14 protein-coding genes and 1 pseudogene are annotated in these 13751 nt (G+C 59.3%); 7 read left to right on the top strand and 8 right to left on the bottom strand.

The window, feature by feature from the left end; genetic code table 11:
* Nucleotides 1–4 precede the first annotated feature (4 nt).
* Together AC0L2K_RS03620 and AC0L2K_RS03615 are read left to right on the top strand one after the other, a co-directional pair.
* Nucleotides 5–199, top strand: a complete 195-nt coding sequence (locus AC0L2K_RS03620; RefSeq protein WP_287327481.1) for a hypothetical protein — start codon at nucleotides 5–7, stop codon at nucleotides 197–199.
* 906 nt (nucleotides 200–1105) lie between these two features.
* Nucleotides 1106–1279 (top strand): glycosyltransferase, encoded by a 174-nt coding sequence (locus tag AC0L2K_RS03615; protein ID WP_473530766.1) that lies wholly within the window; start codon nucleotides 1106–1108, stop codon nucleotides 1277–1279.
* A 155-nt stretch (nucleotides 1280–1434) separates the two neighbouring features.
* On the opposite strand, the gene AC0L2K_RS03610 is transcribed toward AC0L2K_RS03615, so the two are convergent.
* From AC0L2K_RS03610 to AC0L2K_RS03585, 6 genes are all read right to left on the bottom strand, one after another.
* Entirely contained in the window at nucleotides 1435–3519 is a 2085-nt protein-coding gene (locus AC0L2K_RS03610) for an oxidoreductase (protein ID WP_473530627.1), read from the bottom strand.
* A 139-nt stretch (nucleotides 3520–3658) separates the two neighbouring features.
* A complete protein-coding gene (locus AC0L2K_RS03605) occupies nucleotides 3659–4411 on the bottom strand; it encodes an FkbM family methyltransferase (protein ID WP_473530626.1) in 753 nt (250 codons plus the stop codon).
* A 155-nt stretch (nucleotides 4412–4566) separates the two neighbouring features.
* Nucleotides 4567–4929: an FG-GAP repeat domain-containing protein gene (locus AC0L2K_RS03600; protein ID WP_473530625.1), complete on the bottom strand. Its 363-nt coding sequence runs from the start codon at nucleotides 4927–4929 to the stop codon at nucleotides 4567–4569.
* Nucleotides 4839–5108: a hypothetical protein gene (locus AC0L2K_RS03595; protein ID WP_473530765.1), complete on the bottom strand. Its 270-nt coding sequence runs from the start codon at nucleotides 5106–5108 to the stop codon at nucleotides 4839–4841. Before AC0L2K_RS03595 ends, AC0L2K_RS03600 begins: the two co-directional genes overlap by 91 nt.
* 100 nt (nucleotides 5109–5208) lie before the next feature.
* A complete protein-coding gene (locus tag AC0L2K_RS03590; RefSeq protein WP_473530624.1) occupies nucleotides 5209–5526 on the bottom strand; it encodes a hypothetical protein in 318 nt (105 codons plus the stop codon).
* Nucleotides 5527–5726: 200 nt separating this feature from the next.
* The gene (locus tag AC0L2K_RS03585; RefSeq protein WP_128245272.1) at nucleotides 5727–6551 is read right to left on the bottom strand and encodes a PIG-L deacetylase family protein; all 825 of its coding nucleotides are present in this window, start codon (nucleotides 6549–6551) and stop codon (nucleotides 5727–5729) included.
* 89 nt (nucleotides 6552–6640) lie between these two features.
* Between AC0L2K_RS03585 and rfbF the strand changes: the two genes are divergently transcribed.
* From rfbF to AC0L2K_RS03560, 5 genes and pseudogenes are all read left to right on the top strand, one after another.
* Nucleotides 6641–7480 carry a glucose-1-phosphate cytidylyltransferase gene (gene rfbF / locus AC0L2K_RS03580; RefSeq protein ID WP_077381112.1) on the top strand — a complete coding sequence of 280 codons (840 nt, stop codon included), beginning with the start codon at nucleotides 6641–6643 and terminating at the stop codon, nucleotides 7478–7480.
* A complete protein-coding gene (locus AC0L2K_RS03575) occupies nucleotides 7416–8459 on the top strand; it encodes an NAD-dependent epimerase/dehydratase family protein (protein WP_473530623.1) in 1044 nt (347 codons plus the stop codon). The genes rfbF and AC0L2K_RS03575 overlap by 65 nt, the downstream gene beginning before the upstream one ends.
* 25 nt (nucleotides 8460–8484) lie before the next feature.
* Nucleotides 8485–8661, top strand: coding sequence for a hypothetical protein (locus tag AC0L2K_RS03570; protein WP_128245269.1), 177 nt, complete (start codon nucleotides 8485–8487; stop codon nucleotides 8659–8661).
* A 280-nt stretch (nucleotides 8662–8941) separates the two neighbouring features.
* Nucleotides 8942–9187 (top strand): annotated as a pseudogene (locus AC0L2K_RS03565) (IS630 family transposase); the annotation flags it as partial.
* Between the two features lie 167 nt (nucleotides 9188–9354).
* Complete coding sequence (locus tag AC0L2K_RS03560) at nucleotides 9355–10410, top strand: acyltransferase family protein (RefSeq protein WP_473530622.1); 1056 nt, start codon at nucleotides 9355–9357, stop codon at nucleotides 10408–10410.
* Nucleotides 10411–11209: 799 nt separating this feature from the next.
* On the opposite strand, the gene AC0L2K_RS03555 is transcribed toward AC0L2K_RS03560, so the two are convergent.
* Both AC0L2K_RS03555 and AC0L2K_RS03550 read right to left on the bottom strand, forming a co-directional pair.
* A complete protein-coding gene (locus AC0L2K_RS03555) occupies nucleotides 11210–12499 on the bottom strand; it encodes a glycosyltransferase family 4 protein (protein ID WP_473530621.1) in 1290 nt (429 codons plus the stop codon).
* 23 nt (nucleotides 12500–12522) lie between these two features.
* On the bottom strand, nucleotides 12523–13485 hold the full coding sequence (locus tag AC0L2K_RS03550; RefSeq protein WP_128245266.1) for an NAD-dependent epimerase/dehydratase family protein: 963 nt from the start codon (nucleotides 13483–13485) through the stop codon (nucleotides 12523–12525).
* Nucleotides 13486–13751 lie beyond the last annotated feature (266 nt).

The raw sequence follows: 13751 nt of genomic DNA, 5'->3' as shown, positions 1-13751 counted from the left end.
TCCAATGATTTTTTTCGGCCGACAGGTCGTGACTGGCGCTGTTTGGGCCGCAGTCGATAGCTGGGGCCGACAGATCGCTATGCTCGGTGTATTTGTGGTGCTGGCGCGGCACCTTGGCCCCGAGGCGTTCGGGATTGCGGCGCTCGCCATGGTGGTGCCCAATATTCTGGCTGCTCCGGTAAACGAGGGGTCTACCTGACGCCATTATCCAGCGGGAGGAAATCGATCCCATGCACCTTGATTCGGCTTTCTGCCTCCTTGCGGCGACAGGCGTTGTGATTACTGCACAATCTGGATATCCGCCGGTGCCATCGCGGCCGCGTTGGACAAACTGCATTTGGAGACGCTCGTAAAAATGGACCAGCGCCATAGGCTGCGGGCTCGATGAAAGTCGTAATCCTGAGCTAGCCTTTTGACACGGTCACGCCCCTGGCCGCGGTCGCCGTTGGTGGCACAAAGTCTCTACGCATTCGACTTTCTCGCCCAAGCCATTCGGACAATACGCCGTCTATCGCCCGACGTGGTCCACACCCAGAATTTTCCGCATGCCCGCCATTCGATAGGGGGCGCCGCAAGCAGCAATCGTGTTGCACATGCATTGTGACTGGCTTGCAGAACTTGACCGCCACGCGATGAACCGAGCCCTCGCGCCAGCGATCTCACCGTCGGTGCTCAGAACATGTCGTGACGGCGGCGCACGTGCTTTGCTGAAATGGGCACAATTTTCGCAGTCCTGCCGAATGGAGCGCCCCCGCGAACCAGGACGTCGCCGTAGCGCGAATACCAGGAAAAGTATTATTCGTTGGCCGTGTGTCGCCCGAAAAGGCATTCACACGCTGATTGAAGCTTGGCAGACCGTTATCGCGGCCTGTCCTGAAGTCCCGCCGCGAGATCGTCGGCCCCATCGGCAACGCTTCCTCGTGAGTTCCTGATTGACCTGAGTGGACCGCGAAGTCTGCGATCTCGCTCGCTTCTACCACAACGGTAGCGCATACCCCGGTCCCTACTATGCCGCGCTGCGCGTGATCCCACTCTGAGCTTCGTTGGCACCCTGCCCTACGAAGAATGGCCGCGCGATATGCCGAAGCAACGCTTCTGATAATCCATCTCTCAGCGAGTCCTTCGGAATGAGCCTGTCGAGGCGCTGTCGAATGGTACTCCTCTCGTAGCCACTCGCGTCAGCGGCATGACCGAAATCGTGGAATCGACTGGCGATGGCGTTGTGGTTGAAAAGAATGACCCGGAAGCGCTTGCAGCCCATATCATCGGCCTTTCTTGATATGCAGGCGGGCGGCGAACCTGGGACGCCAGGAAGCCGCGCGGGTCGCCGATCTCTATTCGGGGGAAAAAATAGCCCAGTCGACCCGGGACCTGTACGATGAGGCCGTCGTCATCCAACCGTTCATGGCTTGGAAAGCGAAACCGCTCTTTCGCTCAGCGCCGGGCCTTGAACGACGTGAACACCGAGCCCGTGTCATCTCCCCACTCCCAGTTGACGGCGAGTCCGACCCGCAAAATTTGAAGGGCGGCATCGTCGGGATAGATATCGGTGAGGCTTCGCTGCATCACCAGTTCGTCGTCGATCAAGATTGCAAACCGATTTCCGTCGAACGCAACGCGCATGCGAAAAGGTTTTCCCCAAACGACCTTGTCCGCCACATTTGTCCAAACCGCGTCATAAAGTTCCTCAAAGCCGAGCCGCTTGATGAACACCGAAATCGATGCACCCTGGTAGACGTCGTCGAGCCAAGTCGTGACACAAACGTAGTTGTCGCTGTCTTGCCAGAAAAGCAGTCCTGCCCGGCCGCGCTGATCTTGTCCTCGGCGCTCCCCAGGAGGCTCGATTGTGGCCTCGAGATCGGCGAATCCCGGTAGGTCCCATGGCAGCGAATAAAATGTTCGACCTGGGTTCGGTCTGTCTACGCTCGCGCGCACACGCGCGCTGCCCAGCCCATCAACGTCAATGACACCGGTGCCCAGTGTTCTGGCCCATTGCCCGTCGCCCAGCTCCGACGTGCGGCGATCTAGTTCGCCGGCAGTACCGGTAAAACCGTCTGCATAGGACAGGGTTGCTCCGAGTTGGTTCCAAGGTGCCCCCAGAGGCGCCATAAATGGGATGGGAACTTCGCAAGGATGAGCCTCGAAATTATGCCAGCGCGGCTCGCTATCGAAGCTTTTCCATATACCTACTCCGGTAGCGTTCTCGACCGAATCGGCATTGACAGACGCTTCGAAAAGGCGAACCCCGTCAAGAAAGCAGCTCACCTGACCGTTCCAGTCAAGAATCTGGACCGAATGGGTAGAACAGCTGCGCAAAGCGTGTTCCGTGCCGGTCGCGATCGTAATCTCTTTGCCCGATTGCTTGCGCACCAAGGTCCATCCGAGCGTCGACAGTTTCAGCACCCAGAAATTGTCGTTGTCCCGAAACCGACAAACAAGACCACACACATCCGAGACGGCGCCAATTGCCAGCAGCCCGTGGATCAATCCTGAAGGGCGACCAGGATCGACGACGGATAGGTTATCGCCAGCGTCCTGCGAAAAATGCCACCGCCCCCCGATTGCAGCGATTTGCCCCGGCCAGCCTTCGACGAGTGCATCGGCGGCGTGGGCGGTGCCAAACAGCGTCGAAAATTGAGGTATCCGCCCGACTTGGACCGCTTGGACGCGTGTGTCGACCCGAAAACCGATCTGGCCAAGTGCCGACTGATGAACACCCGCAAACAGCTTTTCGTCCTTGTTGAAAGGATCGATCGCGATCGGACGCATCATCGGAAAAGCGGCAAGACCGTGGGCTTTTTGGTCGGCGGCCGCATAATAGACAGCGCCCTGCTCTCGCAACGCCACGACATAATAGACATGAACATTCTTTAGGCGCCGAAACGCACTCAGGCATTGCTTTCCTACACGAGCCCACAGCTCGCCGTTTTCGCCTTCTGCGGCATGCACGACAAAGCCGCAGCCCTCTTCCACGGGATTAATCGGCGCCTCACTGGGGAACCAGCCGACAGCCAGGTTCTCGTCGATGTTCGATCCCCGGTAGGTTCTGGAGGTGCTAAGCGTCCACCACCAAAAACGGCGAAGGGTGAGCCTCTTTCGTGGCGCACGTATCAGGGCAACCAGTCGGCCGGGCCATGGGTCAATGCCGGGTCCTCGCAACCAACGGTAGAGCCGCCTGGCGAGGTCATCAGGCAATGGCGATCCCTGCGATGTGTTGTGGCCGTTGGTGATCGAGACCAATAGCACCAGACCAGCCTCTCGCTGAAAGGGACCATAGGAGATCCCTTGCCGGCCCCAACCTGGCCTGACGAGCGGCTGGAAACGAAGTGCGCCGTGATCGATCGCGATCTGGCGTTCGATGTCACGTCCTCGCCTGACACCTCCCTTGACTGCCAAGGTGCCAATTACCGCACCGCGGGCGCGTTTATCTTGAAAATCGTCTGCGACAAGAACCTCCGGCCGGGCAACGCCGGACCCAGCCTCTTCAGCAGTTTCTACCCAGTCATGACGGTGCAACAACAAGACCCTCCTCACGTCGTCGTACGAGATTCTTCAAGGCATCAATGACGTTTCGCAGTCCTGGGCAGAAGTCGCGCACTGCCTCGCTTGTCCCATTGATCAGGCTTGCTGTCTCGCATGACGCCCGCGAAGATAGTTCTTAAGCGCCCACCGGCCGCGCCAAGACGTGTTCGACCCGCCATTCCCCATTGCCATAGGAGGCTGGCAGCGGTTTTAATGCGTAGCCTGCAGCAGTCAGGAGTTCCGCGATCTGTCGGGCCTTGCGGTCGAGCCCCTCGCGCGTTGCATCGTCTACCTCATAAATCACCTTCGGACGGTGTCGCCGCAGTGTTTCCGTCATACCGCCCAGGACGTCAATTTCGGCGCCTTCCACGTCGATCTTGACCAGCGAGGGCGGCCTGAGGCCTCGCTGGGCGATGGCATCGTCGACGGCGACTATGCTGACCTCCAGGCGGCCGCTGATGTCCGGCGGTGCTCCCGCCGAGGCAAGCGCGGCGCCGCCGATGTGATGGGCGAGCAGAAGCTGGCCACGGCCGGATGTGGCGCCCGCAGCTTCGGCGAACACCCGTATTGTGTCGAACCCGCTAAGCCGTGCACTCTCTGCGACAGCTGCGGCATTGCGGGGAACAGGTTCGAACGCATAGACTTGACCGCGCGGCCCGACGCGGCGCGCGGCGATGAGGCTGAAGAAACCTATATTCGCGCCGATGTCGAAAAAGGCGTCCCCAGGCGCCAGGTTTGCCGCGATCGCCTGTTGGATGGGCGGCTCGTAGGTGCCGCGAACAAAGTTCGGGTCGGCGCTCTTCGCCACCAGTTTGAGACCGGCGGCCTCTCCCTTGGCTATGACGCGCGCGTCGCTGAACACGCTGAGGAACCTTGCCGTCAATGTCACGCGCTCTTTCCCATTCTTCGACGCCTCGGGGACGGGGCCAGCCCGTGCCGCTCGCCGCGAAGGTGACAGATTGCGCGCCCGGGATCGAGCCCGACAACCGGTTGGCCGGCTCCTACCTCCTCCGACTGATCGCTACTCCGATTGTGGGCCATATCTCATCTTGGGGGTACCTGCCCGGCCTCCCGGTCCGATGGAACGGTGGCATCGTTGCGCGAGACATGGATGGCCTGGGGAGCATCCCACCCCTTCGAAACGATCTCACGATCGCCGTCGCCGTCGAGGTCGACCGTGCGGGCGCCGAGATGACTCTCGACGCCCTCGCCGACCAATTGCTCGATGAACCGCCCGCCTCCCAGATTGCGCCAGAGCGAAAGGCGCAGGGCGCCGCGGTGCTCGCCCATGACGAGGTCCGGCCGGCCATCGTCATTCATATCGGCCACCGAAAGACTGTTGAGCGAGCCGCGCGAGGTGATCTCCTGCTGCTCCAGTTTTGCTTGATGTCGCCGGGATTGCGCCACCAATAGGCCTTTGCGTGGTCGGCCTGCCCGTTTTCTTCACTCACGACGATGTCGGTTCGTCCCTCGCCGTCCAGATCGGCGACCGCCACGCGGTCCGGATAGACCATGTTGGGGACATTGGCGACGTCGCGGCGCTGCCAGTCGGCAGAGCCATCCCCCGGATTGCCCCACCATGCGATCTCCTTTGCGTTGCCGGTAGTGGCCGCAAGGTCAAGCAGGATGTCGCCGTCGATATAGGCGAACGCGATCCCTCGTCAGAGGCCTCAGGGCAAATGCGGGTTAGCGGCCCCCCGCCGCCGTGTCGCCGGGGATGGGAAAGTAGAACACTCCGAGACCGCTTGCGACCGCAAGCTCGGCCGGCCCCCTTCGACGATCTGCGACGGTGCATGGCCCTGCCCCGAGATCGTGGCTGGCGGCGGGAACCTCGCCGATCTCATGTTCCTCAAAGCCCCGCGCTGACGCCTGCTGCGCCTGAAGCCACGCCAGGTTCAGTGTCTCGCCCCCGCCGCGCTGGGCGATCACTTCCCCGCGTCCGTCGTCGTCAACATCGATTGCCGCGATCGCATCCACTCCCTCGCCGAGCCGGCCTGTTCCCATTCACCTTGCCAGGGATCGGCCGGCCGGCGATACCAGAACGGACCCGAGGCTCCGTCTTGGATGGGACGGCGGTTCATCCAAAACGGGCGGCAAGTAAAGTCGCAGAGGGATCGAAGCCGCACCGCAGCTTTGGCTCGAACCCCGAAGAGGTCATGGCCGCCCCGCCGACTTCCTCCCGAGACGCTTCAGGCCGCCTATGTTCACGCATTAAGCTCGTATCGCGTGAATATCTCGTGCTCGCTCAGCAGCCGATTCAGAAAATCGCCCCCACCTACATCCGCCAGGATAGGCCAGTCGTCGAGTCCCGCTGGCCGCTCCATCTGGGACCGGTGAGCTGCCAGCGCGTGACGTTTTGCATCTATCACGTCGCCGATAAAAGCGTGGGAGTTGAACATCTTAACGCCGCGCAAGCCGGCAAGGGTCCGGACCGTCTGCCGCAATGCGGTGCGATTGAATCCAAGCACTCGATCGTGCAGACGAACCCAGGGCCACTGATACCAGTACCAGACGGGATATTCGAACACGGTCACGCGCCGGCCATACAGTTGCAGCGCGCCTCGGGCGCCAAGATTGGTGGCAACATGGTCCGCGGGCGGCTCTTTTGCATGGGTGACGAACACGCTCTGCGGTTGCCAAACGAAAAGCAACTCAGCGATCGCCTCTGCGATCTTGCCGATGTGATGCTTTGCCGTGCCGTCGGGAACACGCAGGAATCTCACCCGATCGGCCGACCCTCCCAACCGGCAAACCGCCTCGATCGCTTCGTCCTCGCGGGCGATCCGCAGCGCCTCCCTGTCAACCCGATTTGCATGGGATGCCGAACCGTCGGTGACAAAAATAAACCGGACATCGGCGCCCGAGCTAAACTTCTTGCTGGCAACCCCTCCACATCCCAGCGTTTCATCATCGGGATGGGGTGCAATGATGACCGCCGACGCCTGCCAGTCTGCTACATCGAAAGGATGAGACCGGTTACGCATCGCTCTATCGAGCATAGCGCCAATCGTATGCCTGACGTCATGCATCGATGCTTCCGATCATCCCTTCTTCGGTGTGGTTCAACCCGACCTGCGCATGGTAGCAAAACACTGTAGGCGATTGGGGTGAGAAAACAATGAAGGTAGGAATTCTTGCTGGCGGACTGGGAACGCGGCTAGCGGAAGAAACCGAGATCCGGCCGAAACCAATGGTCGAAATCGGAGCAAAGCCGATCCTTTGGCATATTATGATGCATTACTATGCCTACGGCCACCGCGAGTTCGCCGTCGCGTTGGGGTACAAAGGCGAATACATCAAACGCTGGTTCAGCGACTATGTCGCATTCGATGGCAGCTTGACTGTCAATGCTGCATCGGGAAGCGTCAAGCGCCACTCGAACTCGCTGCCTGACTGGTCCGTCGATCTTGTGGAGACGGGACTGAATACGCTGACGGGCGGCCGCATAAAACGCCTGATCGACTGGATGGGCGACGAGACATTCATGCTCACTTGGGGAGATGGCGTTTCGGACGTCAACCTTGATAAACTGATCGCCTTTCACAAATCGCATGGCAAGCTTGCAACGATGACGGCGGTGCGTCCGCCAGCACGCTACGGGCACATCGAATTCGATGGCCATCGCGTTGTCGACTTCACGGAAAAGCCACAGGCCTCGGAGGGTTGGATCAATGGCGCCTTCTTCGTGCTCGAGCCGGGTATAAAGGACTATATCGACGGCGACGATGTCATGTTCGAACACGCGCCAATGCAGCGGCTCGCGACTGACGGCCAACTGATGGCATATCGCCACGAATCCTTCTGGCAATGCATGGACACCATCCGCGAAAAGCATCTCCTTCAGAAATTGTGGGACAGCGGGCAAGCGCCCTGGAAAACATGGGAATTGATCGATGAAAGTTCTGGTTACAGGCCACCTCGGTTACATCGGTTCCGTCCTGACTCCGATGCTGCTTGAACGCGGCCATGACGTCACGGGCCTGGACAGCGACATCTTCCGGTCATGCACTTTCGTAGGAACGTTGGCCGAAGTGCCGACGATCGAGAAAGACATCCGCGACATTGAAATCGACGACGTCGCCGGCTTCGACGCGATCATCCATCTCGCCGGACTGTCAAACGATCCGTTGGGGGACTACCGACCCCTGCTTACCGAGGAAATCAACTGCGGCGCTTCGGTCAGGCTCGCGCAACTCGCCAAGGCCGCCGGCGTCCAGCGGTTCGTGTATGCTTCCTCTTGCAGCAATTACGGCGCGGCCGGCGACAGCTTTCTAACTGAAGATGCTCCCTTCAACCCGGTTACGCCTTACGGCGCCTCGAAGGCGAATGTGGAGCGAGCGGTCGCCCCGATGGCGGATCAATCGTTCAGCCCGACGTTCCTGCGTGCGTCGACTGCATACGGCCTGTCGCCTCGCATCCGCTTCGATCTCGTGGTCAACAACCTGACCGCCTGGGCCTACACGACCGGCCTGGTCTACCTCAAGAGCGACGGCTCGCCATGGCGGCCGATCGTCCACGTGGAGGACATCGCGCTGGCCTATATCGCGGTACTCGAAGCCGAGCGAGAGCTGGTCCACAACGAGGCATTCAATGTCGGCTTGACCACGGAAAACTATCAGATTCGAGAGATCGCGGAGTTGGTGCAAAGGATCGTTCCCGATAGCCGGGTGAAGTTCGCGCCCGACGCCGGGCCTGACAGACGGTGCTATCGCGTCGACTGCACCTATATTGGTCGCCGCCTGCACGGGTTTAAGCCGCAATGGACAGCGCGGCGCGGTATCGAACAGCTCTATCACACATTTCGAGCGGAAGGCCTTGCACTTGGGGATTTCGAGGGCGAGCGGTTCAAGCGCATCGCCCATGTGCAGAAGCTGATCCAAGATGGTGAACTGGATACCGATCTGCGTCGCACGCCGCAATTAGCGGTAGCGGTTTGAACAAACACAGCCGGGAGCCATGGCCATGATGATTGCTGGTGCAGCCTCTGTAACCGAGCAGGTTTGCCGCTCCTGCGGCGGAAGTCACATCGACACTTTCCTGAAGCTCGGCACGACGCCCTTTGCCGATCGGCTTTCCCTCAAGGTCGACGACGGCGAGGACGAGCCTGTCTTTCCGCTCAGTGTGGTCGTGGTCGAGTAGGTCAGCAATTCGGCTTTCGCCCTCAGAGATCCGGGCGTGCGGCTTTCCCGAAGCCGGCTCTTCCCGACCCGCGCGCCGTCAGGGTCTCGAACTCCGACCAGCCATACGCCGGCTTTCGCCGGTTTTCTGGATGCGTCGCGCAAAATCCGGTCGCCGCGTCGCGTTACGATCCCGACGCCATCGCCTCGCCACCAGCATGTGTTGCGAATTGATCCTTTGTCGGAACGGAAAGAAGTCTTGCAGTCGTCTGCGTCAGATGGCAGCGAAGATGCTGCGCCGCCGCGTCCATTTCACCCCAACATCCTGCTCTTGGCTCAACGCCGTCGAGGGCTTCTTCGCCAGACCCACCCGGCGCAGGCTCAAGCACGGCGTCTTCCATTCCGTTGTCGATCTTCAGGCCGCCATTAACCGCTTCATCTGCGAATACAATGCCGAGAACCCGCGACCATTCATCTGGAAAGCCAACCCCGATGACATCATCGCCGCCCGAAACCGCAGGTTCCAAACGTTGGAATCAATCCACTAGGTCGTGAGGCACGTACCTTCGAAAGGATGAATTCGGCTCTCAAAGGACGAACTTACAATGCCCATCGGCGGCCTCTAAGCTCACTTTGACGCGCTCTGCCCAAAAACTGGTCTCCTTGCTGAGATCGCAATGCCCGACGCAAGAGATCACTTCTCGAAGGCTATCAAATGAGTGATTTCGACTTACGAAGGCCCAACACTCTGAGCTTCTTCCGGCTATTCTTTGCGTCGCTTGTTATTATATCCCACTCGCCGGAACTTATAGATGGGAACTCGAATCGCGAGGTGCTGAAGAACATCTTCGGTACATTGACCTCCGGCCAGGTAGCTGTTTACGGATTTTTCTTCATTAGTGGATTCCTCGTGCTCGACAGCGCGATGCGAAGCAGCATCTACGCCTTCATGTCCAGACGTGTACTTCGTATAGTTCCTGGATTTGTTGTGGCATACTTGATCAGCATTAGTCTGGTATTCTGGCTGGGAGGCGGTGACTTTGATGAACTATCTCCGAGCCAGTGGGCGGCTAAGCTTTCCAAAATGGCGCTCTTGCTGAATCCGGCGCAGGTAGGATCGGCGTTTGCCGGGTCCCATGCACCAGATGTTAATGGATCACTATGGACTATTGCATACGAGTTTCGCTGTTATGTGCTTGTGGCAATTGTGGTATTCTGTCTCGGTCGCGTTACGCTTGTCTTTTCGATCATGTCAATGTCACTGGCCATAATCCTCGTTAGTTCCATTTCGCAGGGTGTTTACTTTCGCTACGACCTTGGAAACTTTGAGCCCATCGGTAACGTGGACGATGCCGTACGTTTTACGATGATATTTTCCATTGGGGCGTTGTTTCAGCTGCTCAAGGAGAATGTGAGGAGGAGCAATCGGGTAGCGCTTTTGTGCTGTTTCCTTCTCATAGGCGGGATGTGCTCGGAACGGCTAGCGCCCCTCGCAGTGGGCGTGTTTGGAGGTTATCTGGTCCTGTATTTGGCGTTTCTAAACGAGAACAGCGTCTTAAATTCGATTAACCGAAGGAATGATATATCGTACGGCGTGTATCTCTACGCATGGCCGATTCAGAAGCTACTGATCATGTACGTTCCGGCAATCACGCCTACGCAGCTAACGATCTTGACCTTGCCTATAGCAGTCTGCGCGGGCTTTCTCAGCTGGCATCTTGTTGAGAAACGCGCGATCCATATGCGGCTGCCGATCCTCCGCACTGCATAGTTCGGCTGTCGTTGGGCCGGTGCCCATGTTTGAAGACGACCTCGGTCGAAGGCGACGGCTCCGCCCGTCGGATAGACGCGGTTTCGCTCGCCGGACCGCCATCACATGCTCGACGTGCCGGTTCCCATTGGCGTAGGAGGCGGGCAGAATGGTTACTCATAGTCCATCGATGCCATAAACGACGCGATCGCCCGGGACCTTCAGCTGAAGCCCCTCGCGCCTGGCGTCGTCGAGTTCATAGATCACCTGTGGGCGGTGCGCACTTAGGACCGACCGCTTCGGCGAACACGCAGATGGTGTCGACCTGTTGGGCCGAGCGCTCTGCTCAATCGCGGCAGCGCTTTGCGCACCGGTTCAGATGCGTAGGCGCGCCCTGCCGCCCCCCACGCGGGCGCGCCGCAATCGATGTCGTAGACAACGTCACCTGCGTTCAGGTTCGATGCAAGTAGCTGCTGGACCGGCGGCTCGTAGGCGCCCCGCGCAAAATCTGGGTCGCCGCCTCTCGTTACGATCCTGAGGCCACCCGCCTCGCCACCAGCAATGCGTTGCGATTTGGAGAACAGATTGCGGAGCGTTACAGCCAGGTTCACTCGGCCTCTCTCCGCCCTTTGGGCTGGGTGCCCCTGACGCCCGTTACGGAAGAGAACGGCGGGGCCTGACGGGCCTATTTCAATCCGACATGGTTGGCCGTAGACCGATACGCTCACTGGGTTGAGCGCTACACTGAGGGTCGCCGCATGAGCATCACATCGGCCTACAAGCTGCGAGGCACTTGGCGATCGCCGCCCACCGCTAAGGCTCAATGGCTCACGATCTTTGTGGAAACATGGACCAGCGTGCCTGGGCGCAGTTTCTGATAGACGGACTTGAGCCGTTCTGCGCGCGCCTCCCACGAATACAGCTCGACGGCACGCTTGCGCCCCTCGTTTCCCATTTCGCTTGCCCGGACGGTATCCTCCAGCATCGTGATCAATGCCTGGGCGAGTTCGCCAGGAGCATCGACTTCGACCAGCATCCCGGTGCTGCCAGCTAGAATGGATTCACACATCCCGCCCACGCGCGTTCCAACCACCGGTATCCCGCAGGCCATGCCCTCCACGACCGATATTCCGAAGCTCTCGCTGAGTGACGGATTCACCACAATGTTGGCCTCATGGTACGTCGCTACGAGGTCCTTGTGGGGCACGTTGCCCACGAAGTGAACTCGATCACGTAACCCGTGGCTCTCGATAAGTTCTTCTAAGTGTTCCCGATATTTGCAATTGCCCCAGCGATCGTAGAAACGGCTCAACGCGGTAACCCGCGGATCCGACGAGAGGCTGGTCAGGAAGTCCGCCGGGAGCGGAGAATGCGGCCCTGCGATCCGAAGTTCCACGTCCGCGAACCTGGTCGCAACCTCACTGAAGGCCTCGATCAGTGTGTGTAGCCCCTTCTCTGGCGACACCCGCCCAACGAACAGGATGACATGTCGGGTTCTGGTGGATGCGGAAGCCCGCTGCTCGCTCGGCCGAAAGTAAGAAACGTCCACGCCATTACCGACAGTGGCAACGACGCCAGGATAGTCCGGGAATGCAGAACGAAAGGTGCTTGCGATGTGGTCGCTGACGGCGACCACAGCATCCACCACCTTGAGCTGACGGGCCACCTGATCGCGGTCACGCTGTGACAGCCACTCACACTGCATCTCAAGCACGAGCCGATGAGATGAGCTGGCTGCTTTCAGTTCGCGGCACCATGCCCAGTAATTCATCAAATGGACGATATCTGGTTGATCGACGGCGAGGTAGCGACGAACCTTGTTACGATATTGCGAGTGGTCATCGGCCTTCCGATCCAGCCGCAGCCAGCGCGCCAGGCGCGGAAACTGGTGGATGATCCGCTGCAGCGCGCGGTCGCGCCGCGCCGCAGCCCGCCGCACCGCGAACGGCAGGTCCGCGGGCACCGTATCGTCTCGATAATGCTTGCCATAGAGCGTAATCTGCAGGCCTTCGCCGAGCCGCAGCGCCGTATTGTAGACGATCAGACCGATTGAGTTTTGAACAGGCGGAAAAAGTCTATCGTACGGCTGACCGACGTATACGAGCTTCATGTCACTCCCCACCGTCAGCTCGTTCAGGCGACTCTTCTAAGTGCAGGGCGGTCTTCGGGTCGGGAGAGGTGGTCGGCGAGGCGGCGAATGCCCTCTTCGAGCGGCACCAGGGGACGGTTCAATATAGCCTTCATCTTGTTCGTGTCAGGACAGCGGCGCGTCATGTCGCCCTCCGCAAGGGGCGGTCGGAATTCCAACTTCGATGACGAGCCCAGCACTTCGATGACAAACTCGGCCAGCTGTCGAATGCTCATTTCCACGTCGCTGCCCACGTTGATCACTTCGTTCTCGTGCGCGCGCGTTCGATGAACCGCGATGCAAGCGTCAACCGTGTCGTCGACATAGCAGAAGGTGCGGGTCTGCGAACCGTCCCCGTAAATCGTCAGGGGCTCGCCGCGCTGGGCGGCACGCACAAATCGCGGCAGAACGAAATCCTCGCTCTGACGTGGTCCGTAGGTGTTGAAGAAGCGAAAAATGGTAAATGGCAGTCCAAACTCACGCTGAAAAGTGCGCAGATAGACCTCTCCAAGATTCTTCACCACTGCATATGGCAGACGAGAGTTAAGCGGCGTGGTGCTCTCGTTTTGAGGAATCTCGAAAGGCTCGCCATATACCTCCGATGACGAAGCGAAGTAGACACGCTCGGCGCCGGTGTTCTTGCATAGCCTCAGCACGTTCTCGATACCGGTGATGTCGCGCAGCACGAGCAACGGATTTGCCAAAGTCCGCTGCACACCGACCACGGCTGCGAAGTGGAAGACGTGGGTGAAATGGAAACGGTAGAACAACGACGAGATGTCGTCGAAATCGTTCGCATCCGCCTTTACTACGGTCAGATTGCCCGCGTCTATTTGTACCTTGTCTCGACTTCCGGTCGACAGGTTGTCAGCGACGACCACCTGGGTCTGAGGTAGCTTGACCAACGCGCGAGTGAGGGCGCTGCCGATATTGCCCGCTCCACCAGTTACCAGGATCGATTGCATCATATTCCCCACCTCAACCGAACAGTTTAATCGTCTGACGCAGTGTGCGTCCCTTCGCCAAACGCGACATCTTCGATCTCGCGAGCGAAGGTGGCCCCTAGATCCTTTAGGACGTCGCTTGAAAGTTAAATGTGGCAGCGCCAGGTTTATTTGACAACGTGGCTTGGGGTAAGCATTTCGGCTGTTCTCCCAATGGTGCAATCCATGCTATTTTCAGCTCTGGGGCTGGCTAAGCACATACATTTTGCTGATTGCTGTGAACTGCTTCC

The sequence above is a fragment of the Mesorhizobium sp. WSM4817 genome, from assembly GCF_055811135.1.
The sequence above is the reverse complement of the archived record's forward strand: the minus strand, read 5'-3'. Positions and strand labels throughout refer to the sequence as shown.